Origin of the sequence: Pseudomonas sp. F(2018), assembly GCF_005508865.1 — a bacterium.
Taxonomy (GTDB): domain Bacteria; phylum Pseudomonadota; class Gammaproteobacteria; order Pseudomonadales; family Pseudomonadaceae; genus Aquipseudomonas.
In genome coordinates this window covers 607,477-630,128 of record NZ_SCOM01000003.1, presented here as the reverse complement: position 1 = coordinate 630,128, position 22,652 = coordinate 607,477, and the positions used below count along the sequence as shown (strand labels likewise).

Sequence of the window (22,652 nt, the reverse complement as noted above, 5' to 3'; positions counted from 1 at the left end):
CCTCTCGAATGCGCATGAGGCCGGGCTAGGGCAGATAAATGCGGAATTCGCCGCCGCCCAGCGGCCCGCCGTTGCGCAGTTCGATGCGCCCGCGCACGCCGTTGCGCTCGTGCAGCTCGGCGATGCGCGCGGCGAAGTACAGGCCCAGGCCGGTGCTGCCGCTGCTCTGGTTGAGGCCGAGCACGTAGTCGGCCTGCTGGTCGAGCATGGCCGTCGGGTAGCCGACGCCGTCGTCGTTGATGCTCAGCAGCAGCTGGCCGTCTTCCTCGCGGGCGCTGATCAGCAGGGCGCTGCGCGCGTAACGAATCGAGTTAGCGATGACGTTGGCCACCACCGAGCCGAGCAGCTCCTGGTCGAAGAAGCCCATCAGGTCGAACTCCTCCACCTCGCAGCGGGCGGCGATGCTGCGGCTGTGCAGCACCTCGTCGTGGCGCGCCAGCTGGGCGCAGATGAAGTCCTCCACCTCCTGGTAGCCGGGGCGCAGCGGCAGCTGGTTGACCCCCAGCTTGTACAGGCCGAGCAGCTGCACCAGCATGCCGTTGAGACGAGCGAACTCGTATTCGATCACCCCGCGCTCGCTGCCGCCACGCAGCTCTTCCGGCAACTGCGCCAGCCACTGGGCGTGGGCCTGGCCGAGCATGGCCAGGGAGTTCTTCATGTCGTGCACGGTGGAGGCGATGACCGTGGAGAAGTCCAGCCCGCTCATTCGCCGAACACCCGACGGCGCAGCTGCTGGTAGCGCTCGTAGCGCGGGTCGCTGGGCGGGATCATGCGCACTGCGTCGAGGCAGGCGCGGCATTCCTCGGCGAGCTCCGCCTGCTCGCCACCCGCGCGCAGCAGCGACTGGGCGGCGTTGAGGGCGATGCTGATGTTCTTCGGCTGCAGCGCCAGGGCCCGGCGGAACAGCTCCAGGGCGTCGCCGAAACGGCTCAGCTGGTAGGCGCGCACGCCCTGGCGGTTGAGCTCGACCGCCTCCTTGGCCCTGCCGAGGATGGACGGATCGCTGGTCAGCCTGGCCACGCCCTGCAGCACGGCCGGGTCATCGCCATAGATCTCCACGCAGCTCTTCAGCAGGCCCTCGCCGGCCTCGGCCTCGCCCAGCTGTTTGAGCTGGGTGGCCAGGGTCAGGGCCGCCTCGGCGGAGAAGAACTCGCCGAGCTGATCGAGGCCGGCCACCGCCTGCTCAGCCAATTGCGCGGCACGCACCGGGTCGCCAGACTTGTGCAGGCTGCTGGCCTGCATCAGGCGGGAGCGTACCTTGAGCGCCTGGTCGTTGGCGTACTGGTTGTCCAACTCGGCCAGGGTCTGGTTGATCTCGGCCTGGGCGCGCTTGTCCAGGCCCTCCTCGCCTGCGCCGGCGATCAGCGCCTGGCTCAGGCCCAGGTAGTTTTCCGGGCTCTTGAAGCGCGAGTGGCGGCCCTGCTCCATGGCGCTGCGATAGGCCTTGGCGGCACCGGCGAAATCCTCGTTGCGCATGGCCAGCTTGCCCAGCTGGGCCTGGCGGCGGATGGCCAGGGGCGACAGGCGCACGGCGTCCTCGAGTATTTCCTGGGCGCGCTTGGCGTCACCCTCGGCGTCGAGCACGGCGGCCAGGCCGTCGTACAGCCCGGGCTGCATGGGAAAGGTCTGCAGCGCCTTCTCGTAGATCTGCCGCGCATGCAGGTGCTCGCCCCGCGCCAGCAGCAGCGCACCGAGGCCCTGGTAGGCCCAGGGAATGGCGCGGTCGGCCAGCACGGCATTGAGCAGGCGCTCCAGCTCCTCGCTGCGGCCCAGCTCGCGCAGGGCGCCGGCCTTGTAGCGCTGGCACAGCGGCAGCAGGCGCTTGTCCTGCTGGCTGAGGCGGTCGCAGGCGGCCAGCACCTCGGCCGGGTCCTGCTTGTCCAGCGCCTGCAGCACCGGCTTGAGCAGCGTCTTGCGCTCCATCAGCTTGTCCAGGCGCTGGGCCAGGCTGGCACGGTTGAACGGCTTGGTCAGGTAGGCGTCCGGCTCGTGCTCCAGGGCGCTGAGCACCATGGCCTGGCTGCTCTCGGCGGTGACCATGACGAAGATGCACAGGTGGCTGATCAGGCGTGCGGCGATCAGCTCCTCCAGCACCTGCTGGCCGTTCTTGCCGGCGCCCAGGTTGTAGTCGTGGAGGATGATGTCGTAGCGCTTCTGCCGGCACATGGCGATGGCTTCCTCGCCACGGTTGGCGGTATCCACGTCGCGCGCACCCATCTCCCGCAGCATGGCCTTGACCGAGCTGAGGAAGTCGTTGAAGTCGTCAACGATCAGAAAGCGCTGCTGGCTGTAATCCTGCATCGAAGGGCATTCCTGGGGCCGGGGAGGTTCAGTGTAAGCCAGGAATCGGGCCTGTCTCGATCAGGACTATTACCCAGTCGAGACAGGCCCCTGGACCCCGGCCTCAGCGGGCGCGCGGCTGCGTGCCTTCCAGTTCCAGCAGGTTGAGGAGGAAGCGGGCGAAGTAGATCAGGTCCTGCTCCATCGCCTTGCGCGCGGCCTTGGCGTCGCCGGCCTCGATGGCGGCGAAGGCTTCCTCGTGGAAGTCGTTGAGCCGCAGCGACAGATCGGCGCCGGTGAACAGGCGGTTGAAGAACGGGCCGATCTGCAGCCACAGCGACTCGATGCTGCGCAGCAGCACCGGATTGCCGCAGGCGCCGTAGAGACGCAGATGGAAGCGGCTGTTGGCCTCCAGGTAGTCCTGCACCTGGCGCTGCTCGATGGCCACATCCATGCGCTGCACGCAGTCGCGCAGCTCGGCCATGTCGGCGGGGCTCAGGTGCGGCGTGGCCAGCTCCACGGCCAGGCCTTCGAGGCCCAGGCGCACCTGGAAGATGTTCTGGTAGCGCTCGCGGGTCATCAGCGGCACCCGCACCGAGCGCTGTGGCTCGCCCTCCAGCGCGCCCTCGGCGACCAGGCGTTGCAGCGCGGCACGCACCGGCATCGGGCTGGTGCCCCACTCCGCGGCGAGGTCGCGGATCTTCAGGCGCTCGCCGGGCTGGAAGCGCCCCGCGAGTAGCCCTTCGCGGATTCGTTGGTACAGTCTTTCCTGCAGATTATCGGCCATGATTTCAGTGGCCCCGTGGCGGTGCGGGAAGCTGGCTGAGGGTCAGGGAACATTCACGCATGGTCTACTCCTGATAATTTGTGATCACATAAATGCGCCAAAAGCGCTTTCTAGGCTCGATTAAACCACTCATTGCTATTTCTGTGATCACAAAATAGCATGTGCGGAAATTCGAACGAGGTGTGCAACATGACTGCCAGTGGTATCAGCCCGTCCGCCGTGGAGACTTTCGCCGACCGCGAGCGCGAGCGTTTCCTCGCCCGCAATCCGAAGTCGGTGGCTCTGGCCGAGCGTGCGCGCCACTCCCTGTACGGCGGCGTACCGATGCACTGGATGGCCGACTGGTCGACCCCGGTGCCGCTGTTCGTCGAACGCGCCAAGGGCGCGCGCTTCTATGACGTGGACGGCCACGAGTACATCGACTTCTGCCTGGGCGACACCGGCACCATGTTCGGCCATTCCCCGGACCCGATCGCCCGCGCCATCGCCGAACAGGGCAACAACGGCCTGACCACCATGCTACCGGGTGAAGACGCCGTGGTCTGCGGCGAACTGCTGGCGGCGCGCTTCGGCCTACCATTCTGGCAGGTCACGGCCACCGCCACCGACTCCAACCGCTACGTGCTGCGCTGGGCCCGCGCGATAACCGAGCGCAAGACCCTGCTGGTGTTCGACGGCTGCTACCACGGCACCGTCGACGACGTGATGGTGCGCTACCGCGAAGGCGAGACCGTGCCGCGCTCCGGCCTGGTCGGCCAGGCCTACGACCTGACCCAGTACAGCCGCTCGATCCCGTTCAACGACGTCGAGGCGCTGGAGGCCGCGCTGGCGAAAGGCGACGTCTGCGCCCTGCTCTGCGAGCCGGCGATGACCAATATCGGCATGGTGCTGCCCGAGCCGGGCTTCATGCAGAAGTGCCGCGAGCTGACCCGCAAATACGGCGCGCTGCTGATCATCGACGAGACCCACACCATCTCCACCGATATCGGTGGCTGCACCCAGCTGTGGAACCTCGACCCGGACTTCTTCGTGGTCGGCAAGCCGATCGCCGGCGGCGTGCCGTGCGGCATCTTCGGTTGCAGCGCGGCGATGGCCGAGGCCATGACCGAATCGCGCAAACGCGCCAGCGCAGACAGCCACGGTCACGGCCACAGCGGCATGGGCACCACCCTGTCGGCCAACGCCCTGGCCATGCACTGCATGCGCGCCAACCTGGAACAGGTGATGACCCCGGCCGCCTACGCGCACATGCTGCCGCTGGCCAAACGCCTGGCCGACGGCTTCCGCACGCTGATCGGCAAGCACGACCTCAAGTGGTCGGTGACCGAGCTGGGCGCGCGCAGCGAATTCCAGTTCTGCCCGGTGTCGCCGAAGACCGGCGCCGAGGCCGAGGCGGCCTTCCACGACGAGCTGCAGATGGCTCTGCACCTGTACCTGATCAACCGCGGCATCCTGATCACCCCGTTCCACAATATGACCCTGTGCTGCCCGAGCACCACGGCAGACGACGTGGACAAGCTGATCGGCATGCTCGACCAGGCCCTCACCGAGCTGCTGGCCATCCCCGGCGCCCGCGAATAATCCGAACAACGAGCACGGGCTACAGAACACGAAGAGGTATCCATGCAATTCGCCAATCCCCAGGAAGCCCGCGACTTCCTCGCCGCCCATCCCGAAGTGCGCAGCATCGAGCTGATGCTGATCGACGCCAACGGCATCCCGCGCGGCAAGCTGCTGCACCGCGACGAGCTGCTGGCCATCTACGAGAACGGCCGGCCGCTGCCCAGCTCGATCCTGGCGCTGACCATCCAGGGCGAGGACGTGGAAGAGAGCGGCCTGGTCTGGGAAGTGGCCGACGCCGACTGCTGGACCTACCCGATCCCCGGCAGCCTGACCCTGCAACCCTGGCGCACGGTGCCCACCGGCCAGCTGCAGGTCAGCATGCACCCGACCCAGGGCCTGCCGGCCAGTCCGGCCGACCCGCGCCACGTGCTGGTGCGCGCCATCGAGGCGCTCAAGGCCGACGGCTACCACCCGGTGATGGCGGTGGAGCTGGAGTTCTATCTACTGGACAAGCAGCGCGACGCCAATGGCCGCCCGCAGCCGGCGCTGCAGGCCAACGGCGTGCGCCCGCAGGCACCGCAGGTGTATGGCGTGTACGAACTGGAGCAGCTGCAGCCGTTCCTCGACGACCTCTACGCCGCCTGTGAAGTACAGGGCCTGCCGGTGCGCACGGCGATCTCCGAATACGCCCCTGGCCAGGTCGAGCTGACCCTGGAGCACCGCTTCGACGCGCTGCAGGCGGTCGACGAAGGCGTGCGCTACAAGCGCCTGGTCAAGGGCGTGGCCAATAAACATGGGTTACAAGCCTGCTTTATGGCCAAGCCGTTTGGCGACCTGGCCGGCAGCGGCCTGCATATGCACGTGTCGCTGGCCGACGCCGAAGGCAACAACCTGATGGCCTCGGAAGACCCTCACGGCACACCGCTGCTGAAACATGCGATCGGCGGGATGATGGCCACGCTCAACGACGCCCTGGCGATCTTCTGCCCCAACGCCAACTCGTTCCGCCGCTTCCAGGCCAACAGCTACGCGCCGCTGGCCAAGAGCTGGGGGGTGAACAACCGCACCGTGTCGTTCCGCGTGCCGGGCGGCCCGGCCAAGAGCCGGCATGTGGAGCACCGCATCTGCGGCGCCGATGCCAACCCCTACCTGGCGGCGGCGGCGATCCTCGCCGGCATCCACCACGGCATCCGCAACCAGATCGACCCAGGCGAGGCCATCGTCGGCAACGGCTACGAGCAGGCCCGCGAGACCCTGCCGACCGACTGGCTGACCGCGCTACGCAACCTGGAGCGGTCGAGCTGGGCCAAGCAGGCACTGGGCGAGGACTTCCTCAAGGTATTCCTGGCGATCAAGTGGGCCGAGTTCGGCCAGTTCATGGGCGAGGTCGGCGAGCAGGACTGGCGCTGGTACCTGACCCACGCCTGAGAGATCAGCGGCCGGCCTCTACCTTGAAGTAGTCGCCGGCCACGCTGATGCCGGCGCCGCCGTATTCCTGGCAGACGTCGGCGAACACCTCCAGCACCCGCAGGCGTAGACCGTCACGCAGCAGCTGCACCCTGCACTCGGTCGCCAGGCCGGCATCCTGCAGCTCGAAATAATCGCCGGTGCCACTCAGCCGCCCGTCCAGCTCGCCAATGGCCGCGGGTCCCCACTCCTGCACATCGCGGCCGGCGCGGATCGGTGCGAAGGAGGCGCGATAACCCGTGCCCTCGCGACGGATCTGCAGGGTGCTCCAGGCCGCCTGGCCGGCGTAGCGTCGATACTCGCCCTCCACCACGCCGGACAGCACGGACAGGTCGCGCTCGCCGACCTTGGCCAGGTTGTGGTGGGTGGCGGGGCCATCGAAGTCGTTGCGCAGCGCCACCTGCAACCAGGCGCGGGCCATGCCGGCATGCCCGGCCTTGAGGTTGGCCAGCATCAGGTTGTTCAGCGCCAGCTCCTGGGCCGGCCGATCCTCAGCCTGCTCGGCACGGTTCAGCTGCCGCTCGAAGGCCTCGATGGCCTCGGCGTACAGGCCCGCCTGGTAGGCGGCCGTGCCGGCCTGGTTGCAGGCGGCGGGGCTGTCGCAAGGCTGCTGCGCCGCAGTGCAGGGCGCCCCAAAAGGCAGCAGCAGTAGGGCAAGTAGATGAATGCGCATGTCCGTCCTCCCTGGCGAAAGCCCAAGCTTAACGGCTCCGCCGCGCAGCCGCCGGGCAACGGCCGCAAAGTTGCATGGTGCGCCGCGCTGGCAAAGCGAAGTACACAGGCAGCACCTATAACAACAAGCAGACCCCGCAGGACTGCATCGCCAGCACCTTAAAACTGCCTATGAGACACAAGATGGAACTCGCAACCAGCAAACTCTCCATGACCGTGCTGATGACCCCGGACATGGCCAACTTTTCCGGCAACGTACACGGAGGCACCCTGCTCAAATACCTCGACGAGGTGGCCTATGCCTGCGCCGCCCGTTACGCCGGCTGCTACGTGGTGACCCTGTCGGTGGACCAGGTGATCTTCCGCGAGCCGGTGCATGTCGGCGAACTGGTAACCTTCCTCGCCTCGGTCAACTACACCGGGCGCACTTCCATGGAGATCGGCATCAAAGTGATCACCGAGAACATCCGCGAGCGCTCGGTGCGCCACAGCAACAGCTGCTTCTTCACCATGGTGGCGATGGACGAGCACGGCCAGCCCATGCCGGTACCGGCCCTGCAGCCGGAAACCCCGGAGGAGCAGCGCCGCTACCAGCTGGCGCAGAAACGCCGGGCCATCCGCCAGGAACTGGAGCAGCGCTACCAGTCCCTGGACAGCGAGGGCTGAGCACTCCGGCGCACCCGCCGCAATGGCGGGTGCGCCAGCTCTCAGCTGGCGACTGCCTCAGCTCCGCGCCGGGACAGGCGCTGGCCGAGCCAGTCCAGCAGCAGCGCCAGCAACAGCGAGGCGCCCACCAGCGGGAACAACAGGCCGAGACCGAACATGATCGCCACTCCGCCCTTCCACAGCGGCAGGTCGTGACGCAGCGGCGGCACGCCCAGGCTTCCCTGGGGTCGACGCTTCCACCACATCACCAGGCCACTGATCGAGCCGAGCAGGATCAGCAGGCACACGGCGAGCATCAGCAACTGGTTGGCCAGGCCGAACATCTTGCCTTCGTGCAGCATCGCGCCGCTCTCCACCGCCCGCGCCACCAGGCCATAGTCGGCCCAGCGCAGGTCCGCCAGGACCTTGCCGCTGTACTGGTCCAGGTGCAGGGTGGCGTCGTTACGCGGGTCGTCGGCGAAGAGGGCGACGGTGAACACGCCCTTGTCGTCCGCCGGGAAGCTGATGCTGTAGCCCGGCTGCACGCCGAGGCGGCTGGCAGTGTCGACCACCTGTTGCAGGCCAATGCGCGCCGCCGCAACCGGCGCGGCAGCCGGGGCATGGCCGTTGTGCGCGGCGTGCGGGTCGGACTGCGGCAGCGGCGTGTTTTCCACCGCCCAGGCCACGGTCTGGTCGGCCGCCGTGTTGAGGCTGCGCGCCTGCAGGTCGGACTGCGGCACCACATCCCACATCGCCGCTGGGAAATGGTTCCAGGCCCCGGCGAACTGGGCGCCCCAGAAGCCGGTCCAGGTCATGCCGGTGAGCAGCATGAACAGCAGCACGGCGCTGCCCCAGAAACCGGTCACCGCATGCAGGTCGCGCCACAGCAGACGCCCGCGGGCGGACAGGCGCGGCCACAGCACGCCGGCGCCACCCTGCCCGCGCGGCCACCAGAGATACAGGCCGGACACCACCAGGACGATGCCCCAGCCGGCGGCCAGCTCGATCAGGCGGTCGCCGAGCGGGCCGATCAGCAGCTCGCCGTGCAGGGCACGGGCGATGGCCTGCAGATTGTTCTGCGCATCCTGCCGGCCGAGCAGCGCGCCGCTGTAGGGATCGAGGAACAGGTTGGTCTTGCGCCCGTCGAGGGTGGCGACGAACTGCGCGCTGTGCTCGGCGGCTGCCGGTGGCAGGTACTGGCTGACCTGGGCCTGGGGCAGTGCCTGCTGCAGGCGCGCCAGCTGCTGATCGGCGGACAGCGGCGTGCCAGCCGGCTGTACTTGAAGCAGCTCGGCGTACATCAGCTGGTCCAGCTGTGGTTTGAACAGATAGACGATGCCGGTCAGCGCCAGCAGGATCATGAAGGGAATGACGAACAGGCCGGCGTAGAAGTGCCAGCGCCAGGCCAGGTTGTAGAAGGAAACCTTGGGCTTGCTCACGAGTGATGCTCCGCGATGGTCGAATCGAAGGGCTCTGCGGCCCTATGGAAAGGATCAGACGGAGCGCTGCGGCGGTGCGCGCGGCGGCGCGTCGTGAGGGATGACCGGTTCGCCCGGCACTGTGGACAGCACCATGGCGGGAATCGTGGCAACGAAGATCGCCGCGCCATCCAGCCCCAGCAGGGTGCCGGTCAGCGCCGGGCTGGACAGCAGCAGGGTGCAGTAGCCGCACTGGGCCCACAGCGGCTGGTCGTGCGGCAGCTGGTCGTGGCCACCCTCGCCGCAGGCCATCTCGCTCAGCCAGGCGGGCGTCGACGCGGCGCTCGCCAGGCCCTGCGAAAACAGCGGCGCGGCCAGCAGCAGGAACATGGCCAGCAGGGCCAGGCGCGCGGTGCTCTGTAGGTGGCGGGTCGAGGGCAAGGACGGCTATCCGGTTCGGCAAAGGAAGGGGCGCCAGCGCGCCCCGGGTGCAAGCATAGCCGCTATTGCACCGGCGGCGCAGGCCAGGGCAGGCAGCAACCCTGCTTGTCCTTCAGCGGCCCGCTGAAGCAGTAGGCCTGGAACTTCTCGTTCCACAGCGCTCTCTGGCCAGGCCGGTAGGGATTGTCAGCCTTGGGAACCGCCTGGCCCAGGGCGTTGAACAAGGTCAGCTTGGCGTCCAGATCGTGCAGGCGCGCCAGAAAAAGGTTGAAGTCGGGCATAGCGACGTCACCGAGAATCGCGCCGACCGGATTGCGCAGGCGGCGCCAGAAGCTCGTCTTGCTGCGCACCGGGATTCTCAGGACCCGCACGAAGGCTGCGGTGTCCAGACGCGAATTGGCGGCCGCCCGCAGGTAGTCCGGCAGACTGTCGTTGACCGTCATATGTGGCTTGTACATCAGGCGCAGCTGCCATTCGGGTACACCAGCAGACTGCGGATCGTTCACCAGGCTCAGCAGGCCGGAGCCCACCAGGGCGAACTCGCGCTGCATGGGAGCCTCCAACGAGCGCTCCGCCTCGCTCAACGCTGGCTGCGCCGCGGGACGCGGCACCAGACCGGCGCGATGCAGCACGGCGATGGCATCCAGCTTGTTGCCCAGCTGGCGTACCAGCACCATCTTCAGGATCAGGTTGTCGGCCCGCGCCAGCCACTGGCGCAGCAGGCGCACGTCCTGCTGCAAAAGGGCCAGGGCCTCGGCGCCGCGCCCATCTTCGGCCAGCGCCAGGGCCTGGGCGCCACGCAACCGGTTAGCACGATCCAGGGTGGTGAAGTTGGCCAGCGGCTCGTCCACGCGCGGCGGGCTGAGGGTGCGGTAGTCGTTCAGCACCAGCAGGTCTTCGTAGCGCCGCAACAGCTCGGCATGGCGGTTCAGCAAAGCGGCCAGCCCCTCGCGATTCTCGCGCAGCTGCTGCAGGCAATCGACTTCGCCGAGTGCGCAGAGCTCTTTTCCGGGCAGCTCGATATGTGCGCCTTCGGTGGCAGGAGCCATCAGATCGTACGGGCCATGCTCGGCCCGCCACTGGCGGTGCGCCTGCGCCAGCTGACGACCGACCTTCTGCGGGTCCTGGCCGGCGGGCGCATCCAGGCCCAGCAACTGGTAGTAGGCGGCGCTGTCGGCGGGTGCCGCCGGCTCCTCCAGCCAGGCCTTGGCCTGCGGGTTCAGCGCTTCGTCCTGCCACCACAGCCAGGCGCCCGCGCCCAGCACGAGCACGGTGCCGAGCAGGGTTTTCTGCCACTTCTTCATCGCCCGCCTCACTCGTGACCGATGTAGTGCAGCAGCTCGCGGCGCTGCGGATGGTCCTTGAGCCAGGCGCGGATCTCGTCGGCGCGGGCCACGGCCTCGGCGCCGGCCAGGCGGGTGAAGCGTTCGCGGCGGGCCTGCTCGGCGCTCTCCTGGCGCACCCGGCGCTGCCAGGCCTCGCTGAAGATCGCCGGCATCTTGCGGCTCAGCTCCAGGGCCTTGAGCAGCTGCCATTCGCCGCCATCCAGCCAGGCCTCGTCACAGGAGCTGCACAGGTCCAGGCGATTGCCGCGGGTACCGCTGATCTGGAACTTGCTCATCAGCTTGGCGCACTTCGGGCAGGTCAGCGCCTGCGGCGTTTCGCTGGCCGGCTCGGCCTGCAATCCGGCTTCGGCCACCTCGCTGTGCGGCGCACGTTCGGCCCAGTCGCGGTAGTAGAGCAGCGATACCAGGGCGCCGGAGCACTGCTCGCAGCCATGGGCCAGCAGGCCGTCGTCGAGCTTGGTCGGTTTGAGTTGCGAGTCGCGGCAGGCGGGGCAATGCATGGAAAAGTCCTTTTCTCGGTGATGAAGCGCTGGGCGCGACCCTATCCAAGAAGTCCGGCCGGCTCAAGCGCGGGCTGAGCGAGGCGTCACGGATCGGTTAAGCTTGGGCTGTGACTGCCGGAGCCCCCATGATCGATCTGCTGGATGTGCTGTTGCTGATGCTGTTCGCCACCGCCTGCGCCTGGTTGTGGCGTGGCCATGGCATTCGCGAGGGCGCGCTAGCCCTGGCCAAGCAGCACTGCGCCAAGCTGGATATCGAGCTGCTCGACGGCAACGTCGCCTTCCGCCGCCTGGCCCTGGTCCGCGATGCCCGCGGCCAGCGCCGGGTGGCGCGCATCTACGATTTCGAGTTCACCGTCACCGGCGAGCAGCGCCTGAGCGGCAGCATCAGCATGTATGGCCGCCAGTTCGGCGGCATCGAGCTGCAGGCGCATCCCTTCCACGCCGCGCCCCAGCTGGACGACAAGGTGATCCAGCTCGACGACTGGCGGCGCAGCCACCCGCGCCCGGACGATCAGCGCCGGGTCGACTAAGCCTCTCCTTGCCCCTGCAATTTCTCCAGGCACAGCAGTACCTGTCGCCATTCCGGCTCGGCCGCGTAGGTCATCGGCTTGCGCAGCAGACGGCAGCGCCAGCGGTGCCAGCGACTCGCGCGGCGCGCCTGGTTGACCCGGCAGCCGGCACTCAGCCACAGGGGGTCGAAGCCGCTCCAGACACCCGCCGTCACCCAGTGGTTGCCCCATAGCAACGGCGCGACCTCCTCCAGATAGACGGCCTGCAGCTCGGCCAGCGGCAAGGCGCTGGCGTGCAGCACGGCGGCGATATGGCGGTGGTCGTGTTGGTCCAGCTGGTTGTCCAGCCACAGTTCGGACAGCGCCAGCCACACATCCTCGCGGCTGGCGCCCATCTCAGGCCTCGGACTGCAGGAAGGCCAGCACCCGCGCGGCGGTGTCGGCGGGATGCTCCTGCATGAAGCAGTGCCCGCCGGGCACCTCGGCGATGCTCACCGCCGGGTTCAGCCCGCTGAGCCGCTTGGCCGACTGGCCGACGAAGGCATAGGTCTTGTTGCCGTACAGCAGCAGGGTCGGGGTGCTCAGCCGGGCCAGCGACGGCCACAGGCGCCGCGGGAAGGAGCTGAAGATGTCCACCTCGCGGCTCGGTCGGCACTTCAACTCCACGCCGCCGTCCGCCGCCTCCTTCAACGCATGATCGACATAGGCCTGCAGCGCGGCATCGGTCCAGCCACGGAAGATGCCGCGGCCCTGCAGCAGGTCGAAGGCGTTGGCGCGGTCCGGCCAGTGGCGCCGACGCGCCGCCGACTTCTGCGCCATGACGTTGCGCCGGTGCAGGCCGACCAATTCGGACAGCGCCATCACGCCCATCATCGCCTTGCTGAACAGCACCGGGTCGAGCAAAGCGGCGCGCCGGAACAGCTGCGGATGGCGCGCCAGGATCAGGCTGGTCAGCACCCCGCCGAAGCTGTGACCAAGGGCGAAGCGCGGCACTTCACCGAAGATCCCGCGGCCGGCCTCGAAGGCCTCCACCGCCAGCTCGGCGCTGCGGTTCCAGCCATGGAAGCGGCCGCCGTGCTCGGTGTCGCCATGGCCCTGCACATCGCACAGCCACAGGTCGAAGTGCGCGGCCAGGTCGGCCAGCAACGGCTCGTAGGTGCGCCCGCAGAAGCCATTGCCATGCAGGAAGTGCAGCAGCGGCTTGCCGGAGGGCGGGCTGTGCCAGCCGGTGAGGGTGAAGCCGGCAGAAGTCGGATGGGACCAGGGGAGCAGTTGCATAGAAAAAGCCGCAGCGGAAACTGCGGCCAGTGTAGCGGCGCGGCGCGGGCGAGTCAGGCCGACAAAGGTGCCGAATGCTCGGCGATAAAGGCCTGCAATAGCCGGTTCAGCCGCTGCGGCTGGTCCAGCGGCGTGGCGTGGCCGGAGTCCTCGATCACCTCCAGACGCGCGTCGTGCAGCTGATCGAGATAGCCGCGTTTGTAGTCCAGCGGGGTGTAGTCGCGGTCGCCGCTGACCACCAGCAGCGGCACCCGCGCCCTGCCCGCCGCCGGCAGTGCCGACCAGCCGGGAATGGCGCGCATGGCGTGCAGGTAGGAGGTGCGGTCGTTGCTCGCCAGACGCTCCGCCACCAGCTCGCGCAATGCCTGCTGCTCGGGCTTGGGGAACAGCTTGCCGGCCAGCACCTTCGCCAGCGTCGGCAGGCCGAGCAGGCGCACCAGGCCCAGGCGCAGCCAGATCTGCCCGCGCACCTTCCAGGAGTCCACCGGAAAGCTCGGCGCGCTGTTGATCACCACCGCCGCGCGCACCAGCTCGGGATGCTCGGCCAGCAGCTGGAAGGTCAGCATGCCGCCCATGGAGATGCCCACCAGGATGCACGGCGCGATCTGCAGGGCACGGATGAACGCGGCGACGTCGCCGGCCAGCTCGGCCATGCTCACCGGCGCCCGCAGCGGCTCGCTCTGGCCGTGGCCGCGCACGTCCATGGCAATCACCTCGCAATGCTGCGCCAGATGCTCGATCTGCGGTTGCCAGTCGAGCAGCGAAGAACCCAGCCCGTGCAACAGCAACACGGGGGCACCCTGGCCCTGGCGGATATAGGCGAAACGGCCATTGGGCAAGTTCAGATAGTTCATGAAAAGTTCTTCCCTGCATTTATCAATGACAATAAACCGGACTTGCCGAGCATACTTCGGCCATTAAATTAGTTGCTCGTTCGGATAACTTTCCGGCGTCTTCTTATTGCACTCTTGCGTTATTTGCCTTGCCCTGGCAAACCCCCTAGAATCGACCTGCGCCGTATCGAGAATTGATCATGTACAGCATTGCCAGTCCCACCCAGGCACGCAGCAAGAAGGCTCTGGAACGCTTCCTGAACGTCGCTGCCGATCTGCTGGCCAACAACCATTTCGAAGAGACCGGCATCTCCCAGATCGCCCAGCTGGCCGAGTCCTCGGTCGGCACCTTCTACCGCCTGCTCGGTGACAAGGACGTCCTGCTGTACGCCGTGCATGAGCGCTTCGTCGAACAGAGCCGCGCCGCCGTCGACGCCCTGGTGGCGGACCTGACGCGCCAGGCGCTGCCGCTGGACGCCCAGGTGGAGGCCTTCATCCGCGGCGTGGTGCGCCTGTTCGACGGCAGCGAAGGCCTGCTCCGCGCCCTGATCCGCCGCAGCTCCATGGACCCGCAGTTCCGCGAGCGTTTCCACCAGCTCAACGCCTATATCGGCCAGGCCTTCGGCCGCATCGTGCTGAGCCACCGCGACAGCCTGAAGCATGCTGTCCCCGAACAGGCCGCCGATCTCAGCGCCCATCTGCTGCTCTCCGGGCTGAACTACTTCACCATGGTCGGCAGCCTCGGCGTGACCCCCCGGGAAGTTCTCCCGGCAGAACTTTCCCGGCTGGTCTGCAACTACCTGCAAGTTGCGCAAAGTTAAACTCGCTTATATATCTGTCTAACTTAGCGGCGACTGTCGCGGCGTAATTGCGCCGGCGTGAAGTCGGTCGGTCGCAGGGCGATATCGAACTGGTCTGCCGGCTCTTCGTTGGACAATATGCCGATCACATAACGGCCGCCGATCAGGTCATATACGGCGTCGCCCTTGGTCCACACCAGCGGCTGGTCGTACAGGTTGATGGTGTAGGACTCGCCGAGGCGCCACAGGTTGTCGCGGTTGTCGTAGTGGTCCACCACCAGGATCTGGTAGCTGTCCTCGTCGAAATACATATCGCGCTGCTTGTACTGGTGGCGCTGGCCGGCCTTGAGGGTGGCGCGCACGTGCCAGACGCGGTGCAGCTCGTAGCGCAGCAGGTCCGGGTTGACGTGGCCGGGTTTGACGATGTCGCTGTACTTGTTGGTCTTGGCCGCGAAGCGGTAGCTGTTGTAGGGCACGTACAGCTCCTGCTTGCCCACCAGCTGCCAGTCGTACTTGTCCGGCGCGCCGGAGAACATGTCGAAGTTGTCGGTGGTGCGCATGCCCTCGGAGGCGGTGCCGGGCGAGTCGTAGGCCACGTTCGGCGTGCGTCGCACGCGGCGCTGGCCGGCGGCGTAGAGCCAGGCCAGGCGTGGCTCCTTGACCTGGTTGACGGTCTCGTGGACCAGCAGCTCGGTGCCGGCCAGGCGCGCCGGCGCCAATACCGACTGGCGGAAGTAGAACAGCACGTTGCCGTTGTCCTTGGCGTAGTCACCGGCGTCCTGGTTGAACAGGAACAGGTCCTCGATCTGGGTCATGAAGTAGTCGCCACTGGCATGCGGCACCGCCTGGGCGTAGTAGCGCTTGACGCTGTCGCCGCGGTAGCGCACCAGGTGGTTCCACAGCACTTCCAGCGCCGACTGCGGGATCGGGAACGGCGTGGCGGTATGGAAATCGGCGATGCCATTGCCGTTCTCGATCAGCTTGGCGCTGGTGGCGTTGCCCTTGATCGCCGCGTACACCTTGTCCGGGTAGGAGGCCGAGCGGCGGCTCGGGTAGACGTTGAGCTTCCAGCTCGCGGAATAGCGTTTGAGCATGGCCAGCTGGCCGGGGCTGAGGTTGGCGCGGTACTGCTCGGCGTTGGCGGCGCTGATGCTGAACAGCGGCTGGTCGGCGGCGTAGGGGTCCTTGTAGCCGGCCTTGGCGTCGAAGGCGGCGCTGTCGCGGGGCAGGCCGCCGTCCCAGGCGGGGATGGTGCCGGCGGCATTGCCGGCCTTCTCGGCGCCCAGCGGGGTGAGGTCCTGGCCGAGGCGAGCGGCCTGGTCAGCGCCGACCTGGGCCATGGTCGGTGCGGCGGCCAGCAGGGCGGCGGCCAGCAGGGTGATTCTCAGGCGATGCATGGCGTTCCCTCTCAGAAGCTGTATTTGACGTTGAAGGTCAGGTAGTCGCGGTCGGTGCGCTTGTTGGAGATGCCGCCACCGCTGTAGCCGACGTACTTGGCGCCGACCGTCAGGGACTCCTGGTAGATCGCGTCCAGGCCCACCGACCAGCTCTGCGCCTCCTCGTCCAAGCCGTTGGTGAGCTGGGGCGCCACGCCGTTGATGCTGTACTGGTAGCCGAGGCTGGGCACCAGGTTCACCAGGTTGAACACGTTGGTATAGGTCAGCTGCAGGCTGGCCTGGGCGCCATAGGCGCTGCTGGTGGCCTCGTAGTAGTCGACGTCGGACTCCAGGCCCTGCACGCGGCTGGCCACCAGCTCGGAGAACAGCGCGGCCGAGTCCGAGCCGAGCAGGCCGTTGAAGTTGTAGATGGTGGCCAGCGAGGCCTGGAACATGTCCTTCTCGCGATAGCCGTCGATGTGGGTGCCGGTCGGCAGGCCCTGGGGATTGAGCAGGGCAATCGGCAGGTACTCGTTGAGGCCGAGGGCGATCGGCGTGTCCGGCCGGTAGCTCAGCTCGCCGGCCAGGGACAGGCCGTTGAAGATGCTGTCGCCACCGATCGAGGTGTTGAAGCTGATGCCGAACAGGTCGCGCTTCTCCAGGTACTCGGCGTAGTAGCGCGAGCTGCTGGCGTTGGGCAGCGCGCCCACCACCGGCAGGATCACCGGCTGGCCGACGGTCAGGCCGATCATCGGCACCTGCATGTTGTAGCGCAGGTAGTAGAAGCCCAGCTCGGTGTCGTTCAGCTCCGGCACGTACCAGCGCAGGGCCAGGCCGTACTGGGCCGAGTCGTTGCCGTCGATGTCCTGGGCACGCGGGATGAAGGTGGTCGGCAGATAGGCGCGCAGCAGGCCATTGACCAGCCCGGGACCGAGGCTGTCGACATAGGCCTGGGCCGCCTCCGGGCTGTCGAAGGCCATGGCCGGGCCGGCCAGACCGGTGGCCTGCTCCTGCAGCGGCGAGGCGGACAGGTACTCGCAGTCTTCGCCGAGCGGATCGAGGGTGGAGAAGTAGGTGCCGCAGGGGTCGATCTTCGAGGCCTCCCAGGCCTTGCCGGGTTGCCAGTAGCCCTCCACGGTGAGGTTGTCGCGCAGCTCGTAGGAGCCGTAGACCATGAAGGTCGGCATATAGGCCTCCTTCACTTCCGAGCCGGGTGCGCGCAGGGCGTTGATGTCCACCGGGTTGGTCGCGCCGATGCCGTTCTGATAGAACAGCCCCTCGCCCCAATTGATCACCTGGCGCCCCAGGCGGGCGTTGAGGTCGCGCTCGTTGACCGTCCAGCTGCCGTAGACGAAGGCATCCAGCAGATCGATGCTGGAGCCGGCTTCGTCCAGGCCGCCGTCGCTGATCTCGCGGTGGCGGCGCGAGTCGTCTTCCAGCTCGAAGTCGTAGAAGGCGCGGCCGCGGATGAACACGCCGTGGCGCTCCTGGTAGCGCAGGTCCATCTCCGAGACGACCTTGACCATCTCGGAGAACAGGTCGCCCTTGCGGAAGTTCAGGTTGCCGTCGTCGGAGTTGATCAGCCCCGCGTTGCTGCCGCTGCCGCCATTGGCGCGAGCGATCAGCTTGTCGTCCTGGCCTTCCATGCGGTAACTGACGCCGTAGGAGACGGTGGTGTCGAGCGAGGTGGTCCAGTCCCCCGAACGCACCTGAAACGCCTGCGCCACCCCGACAGGCAGCGCGCCCAGCAACGCCAGGCCGGCGACCGCCAGGCCTCTTCCTTGATATGCCACGATGACCTCCAGCTGTTGTTTTTATCGGAATCGGAACATCGGTTCCGATGAAAGATAGAACTCAACCAATAATCTGGCAAGGCACCGGGCGATAATTTTCTGCCGCTTCGGCAGATTCTCGACTGATTCAGAACTCCTCCGATCACCCGTCCCGATTCGAACGGACGGCGCATCTCTAGCTCGCCACATTCCGTATGTCTACCGATACACCCCGCGTGGTTCGTGGTGTCGGAACACTTGACGGAATCGGAATTCCAGTTTCTATTCTAAGAGCAACGCCCTAACAACAACGACGGAGATCACTCCCATGATCGCTTTCCGCACCCTGCTCTGCTGCCTGCTCCTGTGCTTCACATTGCCTGCCGCGATGGCCGATTCACGCTGCAGCGAACGACCCAAGTCACTGTTGCTACCGGCCAAGGTCAGCTGCAGCCACCAGACCACCTGGATCGATTCCGGCGTGGTCGGCGCCCGCCAGGTGATCTACCAGACTCCCCTGGGCACCCCGCCGAGCGGTGGCTGGCCGGTGGTGCTGATCTATCAGGGCTCGTTCTTCCCGCTGGACAACTTCACCTACTACAGCAACCAGCCGTTCGGCGGCTTCTACGAGGGCAAGCTGGTGCGCGCCCTGCTGGACAATGGCTACGCGGTGATCGCTCCCAGCGCACCGGCCGACCTGTTCTGGCAAACCAACATCCCCGGCCTGGCCCAGGCCTATGAGCTGAGCACCGACTACGGCTTCCTCGGCAACGTGCTGGCAGCCATCGCCGCCGGCCACTTCGGCCCGCTCAACGCCCAGCGCCAGTACGCCACCGGCATCTCCAGCGGCGGCTACAACACCAGTCGCATGGCCGTGTCGTTCCCCGGCAGGTTCCGCGCCCTGGCCATCCAGTCCGGTTCCTACGCCACCTGCGGCGGGCCGCTGTGCGTGATACCGGAGCTGCCGAGCGATCATCCGCCCACTCTGTTCCTGCATGGCTTCGTCGATGTGGTGGTGCCCTGGTGGAGCATGGACCTGTACTACGACCGCCTGCTCCAGCAGGGCGTAGAGACCGCGCGGCACACCGAGGCGCTGGGCGGCCACGAGTGGTTCGCCGCCTCGCCGGGCAAGATCCTCGCCTGGTTCAACGCTCACCCCTGACCGGGGAAAATGCCCACGGCATCACGCACTGGCGTTCTGCTACCATCGAGCCCGGCCGCCCGGCGGCCGGACCGATCCACCGTGGACAAGGACCACGTCTTGCAGAACCTGCGTACCTCCGACAACGGCACCTACATCGACTTTCTCCGCGACCGGCTCAACGCACAGGGCATCGAGGCCATCGCCTGCGACCTGGGCGATGAGGCGCGCGGTCACCGCTACGCCCTGCTGCTGCCGCATGACGGCGACGCCCCGCGGGCCTGGCAGGCGCTCACCGAGGCGCCCAGCGAATACGACCATCATCTGCAACTCGGCGACGCGCGGGACAACCGCCTGATCGCCTTGTGCCGCTCGCCCGCCGTACGCCGCTGCAGCGTCGGCCTGCTGCTCCTGGTGCTGGTCGGTGCGGGCGTGGAAGCGCTGCTCGCCGGCTAGAGCCGGCACTCCGCCAATACCGCCGCCAGCGCCGCCCCGTCCTGCGGCGCAGCGAAGATCAGCTCCAGCCGCGAATCCTTGCGCCACTCGCTGGCCTGCCAGTGCGGCGCCTCGCCCTCCAGCGCATTGGCCGACAGCCAGCCGGCATTGCTGTGCAGCACCAGCTTGGCGCGGCGCCAGGGCAGCCCGGCCAGCCAGGTTTGCACCCGCATCAGCTCGAACACCTGGGATGGATGGAAGCGCCAGCCGATGCTCCAGCCCTCGGCCTGCTCCTGTACCTGGCAGATAGGCTGGCGCGGGTCGCTCCATACCTGTGCCAGCGGCGCCCTGCCCTGCGGCACGGTCAAGTCCTCGCTTGCCGGCCCGGCCTGCGCAGCGCTGCCAGGCAGCTCGGCGAAATCCAGCTCGCCCTGGCTGGTCCAGCGCAACGGCCGCGTCGGCAGCTGCGCCTGCAGGCTTGCGCGCGTCGACGCATCCACTGCCTCGGCCTTGTTCAGCAGCAGCAGACCGGCCAGCGCCAGCGCCTCCCGCTGGCTCTCCGGCAGCGGCTGGCCTGCCGCCAGGGCGGCCGCATCCAGCACTAGCACCGCCGGCTGCAGAGCCAGCACCCCGCGCCAGGGCGCCTCGCTCAGCTGACGCAACAGCTCGGCCGGATGGCCGAGGCCGGAGGGTTCGATCAGTAGCCGATCCGGCCTGGCCTGGCGCAGCAGACGGCCGAGCCCGACTAGGAAGGGCGCGCCGCCCACGCAGCACAGGCAGCCACCAGGGATCTCGGCCAGGCTGACGCCGTCCTGGTCGCTGGTCAGCAGGGCCTGGTCCAGGCCGATCTGGCCGAATTCGTTGATCAGCACCGCCCAGCGCTCGGCCGCCGGCTTGTGGGCCAGCAGGTGGCGGATCAGGCTGGTCTTGCCGGCGCCCAAGGGGCCGGCGATCAGGTGGGTGGGGATATTGGCGAGCATGGGCCTATGGTGCGGTTTCACGCGGCGCCGGGAAAGGCTAAAGTCGCCGCTTTGTTCGAGGAGAGAGACGATGCGTGTGATTGCCGCCCTGTTGCTGCTGGGCCTGACCGGCCAGGCCTGGGCCGAAGCCTGCGTGGTGCACAGCGAGGGCAAGCAGGTGGAAGTGAAGCTCTGCCAGCAGAACCGCAGCATCCCCGCCAACCTGTTCCGCACCGGCTTCTGCGCCCCGCAGTTGCAGGGGCAGAAGGTCGAAGTCAGCTTCGTCGAGCAGTGCCCCAGCGGCGCCTTCGGCGAATGCCGCAACGCCAAGGTCCAGGGCACGCCCTACCAGCAGGACATCCACTACTACGGCGTGGCCAGCGACGCCCGCTATCTGAAGCCTGCATGCGAACAGCAGAGCAAGGGCGTGTGGATGGCGCGCTGAGCGCGCGACATGAATGAGTTTCACGTGGAACCCACCACAACATGCGGATAGTTCTACCAGCCGCCGCCACCCCCACCACCGCTGCCGCCTCCAGACGAACCACCACCCGACGAGCCTCCACTGGACGACGATGAGCTGGCCGGCGGCGTGGACGCGCTGGCACTGGCGCTGACCAGGCTGGAAGCCAGGGCGCTGCCAAAGGTGGACGGCGAGCTGAAGCTGTTGCGCGCCTGATACCAGTCCGGCTGGTACTCGCGCAGGCTCGGGTCGATCAGGCCGGCCTCCAACGCCGTGGCGAAGCGCGCGCTCCATTGCTCCTCGACACCCAGCGCCATGGCGTAGGGCAAGTGCAGCTCGTACAGCTCGATGCTCATGGCCGGCGCCCCGCCGGCACGCTCCAGAACATCACGCTCGGCCAGTTGCAGGTAGTCACGGTAGCCGGCCAGTGCATCCAGCAGTTGCCGGCCCTTCACCGAAGGCGCCTCCAGCCAGCGATAGAAAAGCCCCACCACCAACACATAGGCCAACAGCAGCATCGCCACCGGCACCGAGGTGGTGGACAGCAGCATCCACAGGCCGATCGGCACCGGCCAGCCGAACATCAGCGCGACCAACCCCAGGCCGATCTTCTTGCCCCAGCTCGACTGGCGCGCCGCCATGACCAGGATCACGGCTGTAGGAATGCCGAAGCCCAGGCTGAACATCAGGCCACCGATGGCCAGGCCCCACTGCTCTTCGCCCTGCAGCCCGGTCAGCACGCTGAGCAGGATGCCGGGCACGGCCAAGGCCAGGCCGGTGGCCCAGGCGCCGCGGTTGTTGGCGTGCCACAGGCGGCCATGGGTATCCAGGCTGTCGACCATGCGCGCCTTCATCTCGGCCAGGCGCGGCTGGTACTTGCTACCCAGCTCCAGCGGCGCATCGCCCTTGCTGGCCGGGAACAGCAGGCGCAGCCATTCGATCTCGCCGACCCGCGCCGACTCGATTGGCGTCTTGCCGCGCTGCAGGATGAAGCCGTCGGCACGCGGACGATCCTCCAGGCGGATCAGCCCACGAATCGCCCAGTCGGTGAAGCACACGCCCAGGGCACGCGCCTCGTCGAAGGCACCACGGAAACCGCGGTGCCAGAGGTAGCCGACCTGAGTCGGACTGAGGTCGTCCGGCGCCTCGAAGTGCACCATGTGCAGGCCCTTGCGCGGGTCGCGGCCGACGCGCCGCCAGGTGCGCAGGTAGTAGCCCAGCAGCCACAGCCATAGCGCGCCACCCAGCACCACGCCGGCGTTGTCGAACAGCAGGCGCAGCGTGCGCTGCAGGACGTTCGGCCTGTCGATCAGCCCGGCGGGCCAGTCGATGCCGATGGTAAAGCCGTGTTCCGCCGGTAGCGCCGCGGTGGTCTCCAGGCGCACGACATCCTCGCCCTGCTCCAGCACCCGGTAGTCCTGGCCCTGGGCGCCGCCGGCGCCGGTGTAGGCATAGACGCTGTCGCTGCGCGCCCCGGGCGGCAGCTGCACCCGCACCGAGGCATGCAGGATGGGGAATGCCCAGGCGTTGCCGGTGACGTTCCAGTACAGCTCGTCCTCGCCCGGCCGCTGCAGCAATTGCGGGTCGACGCGATAGCTCAGCTCGTAGCGGTAGCGACCCGGCTGCAGATAGTGATCGGCCGAGCCCAGATAGAAGCGCTGGTAGGCGCCGACACTCTCGCGATGCACCTCCTCGGGCACTCCATCGCGGGTGACGCTGAGGCTGTCGATCGGCGTCTTGCGCAGCAGGCCGCCGGGCAAGCGATAGATCACTGGCAGGTCACGGTAGATGCCACGCTGGATCTGGTCGCCCTCGGCCCGCACCACGATGCGCTCCACCACATCGAGCATGCCGTCGCGGCCGATGCGCAGCTCCACGGCGAAATCCTCGATCACCTCCTGCGCCAGGCTCATGCCGGGCAGCAGGCAGCACAACAGCAAGAGCAGCTTGAGCCGTCCGGACAT

23 protein-coding genes are annotated in these 22,652 nt (G+C 67.5%); 8 read left to right on the top strand and 15 right to left on the bottom strand.

Going from position 1 to position 22,652, the window contains the following annotated elements; all coding sequences use genetic code 11:
• Nucleotides 1-25 precede the first annotated feature (25 nt).
• The 3 genes from FFS62_RS16860 to FFS62_RS16850 all read right to left on the bottom strand — a co-directional run bounded on the left by FFS62_RS16860 (nucleotide 26) and on the right by FFS62_RS16850 (nucleotide 3,067).
• Complete coding sequence (locus tag FFS62_RS16860) at nucleotides 26-706, bottom strand: sensor histidine kinase KdpD (protein ID WP_137973988.1); 681 nt, start codon at nucleotides 704-706, stop codon at nucleotides 26-28.
• Entirely contained in the window at nucleotides 703-2,301 is a 1,599-nt protein-coding gene (locus tag FFS62_RS16855) for a tetratricopeptide repeat-containing response regulator (RefSeq protein WP_137973987.1), read from the bottom strand. Before FFS62_RS16855 ends, FFS62_RS16860 begins: the two co-directional genes overlap by 4 nt.
• A gap of 103 nt (nucleotides 2,302-2,404) precedes the next feature.
• Nucleotides 2,405-3,067 carry a GntR family transcriptional regulator gene (locus FFS62_RS16850; RefSeq protein WP_137973986.1) on the bottom strand — a complete coding sequence of 221 codons (663 nt, stop codon included), beginning with the start codon at nucleotides 3,065-3,067 and terminating at the stop codon, nucleotides 2,405-2,407.
• Nucleotides 3,068-3,256: 189 nt separating this feature from the next.
• On the opposite strand from FFS62_RS16850, the gene FFS62_RS16845 reads away from it, so the two are divergent.
• On the top strand, nucleotides 3,257-4,648 hold the full coding sequence (locus FFS62_RS16845) for an aspartate aminotransferase family protein (protein WP_137973985.1): 1,392 nt from the start codon (nucleotides 3,257-3,259) through the stop codon (nucleotides 4,646-4,648).
• A gap of 42 nt (nucleotides 4,649-4,690) precedes the next feature.
• The gene (locus FFS62_RS16840; protein WP_137973984.1) at nucleotides 4,691-6,058 is read left to right on the top strand and encodes a glutamine synthetase family protein; all 1,368 of its coding nucleotides are present in this window, start codon (nucleotides 4,691-4,693) and stop codon (nucleotides 6,056-6,058) included.
• A 4-nt stretch (nucleotides 6,059-6,062) separates the two neighbouring features.
• Here the strand turns inward: FFS62_RS16840 and FFS62_RS16835 are convergent, their stop codons facing one another.
• A complete protein-coding gene (locus tag FFS62_RS16835; RefSeq protein ID WP_137973983.1) occupies nucleotides 6,063-6,770 on the bottom strand; it encodes a tetratricopeptide repeat protein in 708 nt (235 codons plus the stop codon).
• A 182-nt stretch (nucleotides 6,771-6,952) separates the two neighbouring features.
• Here FFS62_RS16835 and FFS62_RS16830 point away from each other — a divergent pair, with 182 nt between their 5' ends.
• Nucleotides 6,953-7,435, top strand: coding sequence for an acyl-CoA thioesterase (locus FFS62_RS16830; RefSeq protein WP_137973982.1), 483 nt, complete (start codon nucleotides 6,953-6,955; stop codon nucleotides 7,433-7,435).
• Nucleotides 7,436-7,476: 41 nt separating this feature from the next.
• Here FFS62_RS16830 and FFS62_RS16825 read toward each other — a convergent pair whose 3' ends face one another.
• From FFS62_RS16825 to FFS62_RS16810, 4 genes are all read right to left on the bottom strand, one after another.
• Nucleotides 7,477-8,853, bottom strand: a complete 1,377-nt coding sequence (locus tag FFS62_RS16825) for a PepSY domain-containing protein (RefSeq protein WP_137973981.1) — start codon at nucleotides 8,851-8,853, stop codon at nucleotides 7,477-7,479.
• A 54-nt stretch (nucleotides 8,854-8,907) separates the two neighbouring features.
• Nucleotides 8,908-9,273, bottom strand: a complete 366-nt coding sequence (locus FFS62_RS16820; protein ID WP_137973980.1) for a DUF2946 family protein — start codon at nucleotides 9,271-9,273, stop codon at nucleotides 8,908-8,910.
• 62 nt (nucleotides 9,274-9,335) lie between these two features.
• A complete protein-coding gene (locus FFS62_RS16815; protein ID WP_137973979.1) occupies nucleotides 9,336-10,577 on the bottom strand; it encodes a hypothetical protein in 1,242 nt (413 codons plus the stop codon).
• A gap of 8 nt (nucleotides 10,578-10,585) precedes the next feature.
• A complete protein-coding gene (locus FFS62_RS16810) occupies nucleotides 10,586-11,119 on the bottom strand; it encodes a zf-TFIIB domain-containing protein (RefSeq protein ID WP_137973978.1) in 534 nt (177 codons plus the stop codon).
• Between the two features lie 128 nt (nucleotides 11,120-11,247).
• Here FFS62_RS16810 and FFS62_RS16805 point away from each other — a divergent pair, with 128 nt between their 5' ends.
• Nucleotides 11,248-11,652, top strand: coding sequence for a DUF3301 domain-containing protein (locus FFS62_RS16805; protein WP_137973977.1), 405 nt, complete (start codon nucleotides 11,248-11,250; stop codon nucleotides 11,650-11,652).
• Here FFS62_RS16805 and FFS62_RS16800 read toward each other — a convergent pair.
• From FFS62_RS16800 to FFS62_RS16790, 3 genes are read right to left on the bottom strand one after another with little or no spacing between them, the layout of a single operon-like run.
• Nucleotides 11,649-12,026, bottom strand: a complete 378-nt coding sequence (locus tag FFS62_RS16800; protein ID WP_137973976.1) for a hypothetical protein — start codon at nucleotides 12,024-12,026, stop codon at nucleotides 11,649-11,651. The genes FFS62_RS16805 and FFS62_RS16800 overlap by 4 nt on opposite strands.
• A 1-nt stretch (nucleotide 12,027) precedes the next feature.
• Complete coding sequence (locus FFS62_RS16795) at nucleotides 12,028-12,909, bottom strand: alpha/beta fold hydrolase (RefSeq protein WP_137973975.1); 882 nt, start codon at nucleotides 12,907-12,909, stop codon at nucleotides 12,028-12,030.
• A gap of 53 nt (nucleotides 12,910-12,962) precedes the next feature.
• Entirely contained in the window at nucleotides 12,963-13,763 is an 801-nt protein-coding gene (locus tag FFS62_RS16790) for an alpha/beta fold hydrolase (RefSeq protein ID WP_137973974.1), read from the bottom strand.
• Nucleotides 13,764-13,942: 179 nt separating this feature from the next.
• On the opposite strand from FFS62_RS16790, the gene FFS62_RS16785 reads away from it, so the two are divergent.
• Nucleotides 13,943-14,563, top strand: coding sequence for a TetR/AcrR family transcriptional regulator (locus FFS62_RS16785; RefSeq protein WP_137973973.1), 621 nt, complete (start codon nucleotides 13,943-13,945; stop codon nucleotides 14,561-14,563).
• A gap of 23 nt (nucleotides 14,564-14,586) precedes the next feature.
• Here the strand turns inward: FFS62_RS16785 and FFS62_RS16780 are convergent, their stop codons facing one another.
• Both FFS62_RS16780 and FFS62_RS16775 read right to left on the bottom strand, forming a co-directional pair.
• Nucleotides 14,587-15,939 carry a DUF1329 domain-containing protein gene (locus FFS62_RS16780; RefSeq protein WP_137973972.1) on the bottom strand — a complete coding sequence of 451 codons (1,353 nt, stop codon included), beginning with the start codon at nucleotides 15,937-15,939 and terminating at the stop codon, nucleotides 14,587-14,589.
• 11 nt (nucleotides 15,940-15,950) lie between these two features.
• Complete coding sequence (locus FFS62_RS16775; protein ID WP_171016359.1) at nucleotides 15,951-17,711, bottom strand: DUF1302 domain-containing protein; 1,761 nt, start codon at nucleotides 17,709-17,711, stop codon at nucleotides 15,951-15,953.
• 307 nt (nucleotides 17,712-18,018) lie between these two features.
• Here FFS62_RS16775 and FFS62_RS16770 point away from each other — a divergent pair, with 307 nt between their 5' ends.
• Nucleotides 18,019-18,852 (top strand): plasmid partitioning protein, encoded by an 834-nt coding sequence (locus FFS62_RS16770; RefSeq protein ID WP_137973970.1) that lies wholly within the window; start codon nucleotides 18,019-18,021, stop codon nucleotides 18,850-18,852.
• A gap of 81 nt (nucleotides 18,853-18,933) precedes the next feature.
• Nucleotides 18,934-19,287 carry a hypothetical protein gene (locus tag FFS62_RS16765; protein WP_137973969.1) on the top strand — a complete coding sequence of 118 codons (354 nt, stop codon included), beginning with the start codon at nucleotides 18,934-18,936 and terminating at the stop codon, nucleotides 19,285-19,287.
• On the opposite strand, the gene FFS62_RS16760 is transcribed toward FFS62_RS16765, so the two are convergent.
• Nucleotides 19,284-20,246 carry a GTP-binding protein gene (locus tag FFS62_RS16760; protein ID WP_137973968.1) on the bottom strand — a complete coding sequence of 321 codons (963 nt, stop codon included), beginning with the start codon at nucleotides 20,244-20,246 and terminating at the stop codon, nucleotides 19,284-19,286. The two genes, FFS62_RS16765 and FFS62_RS16760, sit on opposite strands and share 4 nt — an antisense overlap.
• A gap of 70 nt (nucleotides 20,247-20,316) precedes the next feature.
• On the opposite strand from FFS62_RS16760, the gene FFS62_RS16755 reads away from it, so the two are divergent.
• The gene (locus tag FFS62_RS16755; RefSeq protein ID WP_137973967.1) at nucleotides 20,317-20,670 is read left to right on the top strand and encodes an NADH:ubiquinone oxidoreductase; all 354 of its coding nucleotides are present in this window, start codon (nucleotides 20,317-20,319) and stop codon (nucleotides 20,668-20,670) included.
• Nucleotides 20,671-20,723: 53 nt separating this feature from the next.
• On the opposite strand, the gene FFS62_RS16750 is transcribed toward FFS62_RS16755, so the two are convergent.
• On the bottom strand, nucleotides 20,724-22,652 hold the full coding sequence (locus tag FFS62_RS16750) for a DUF2207 domain-containing protein (protein ID WP_137973966.1): 1,929 nt from the start codon (nucleotides 22,650-22,652) through the stop codon (nucleotides 20,724-20,726).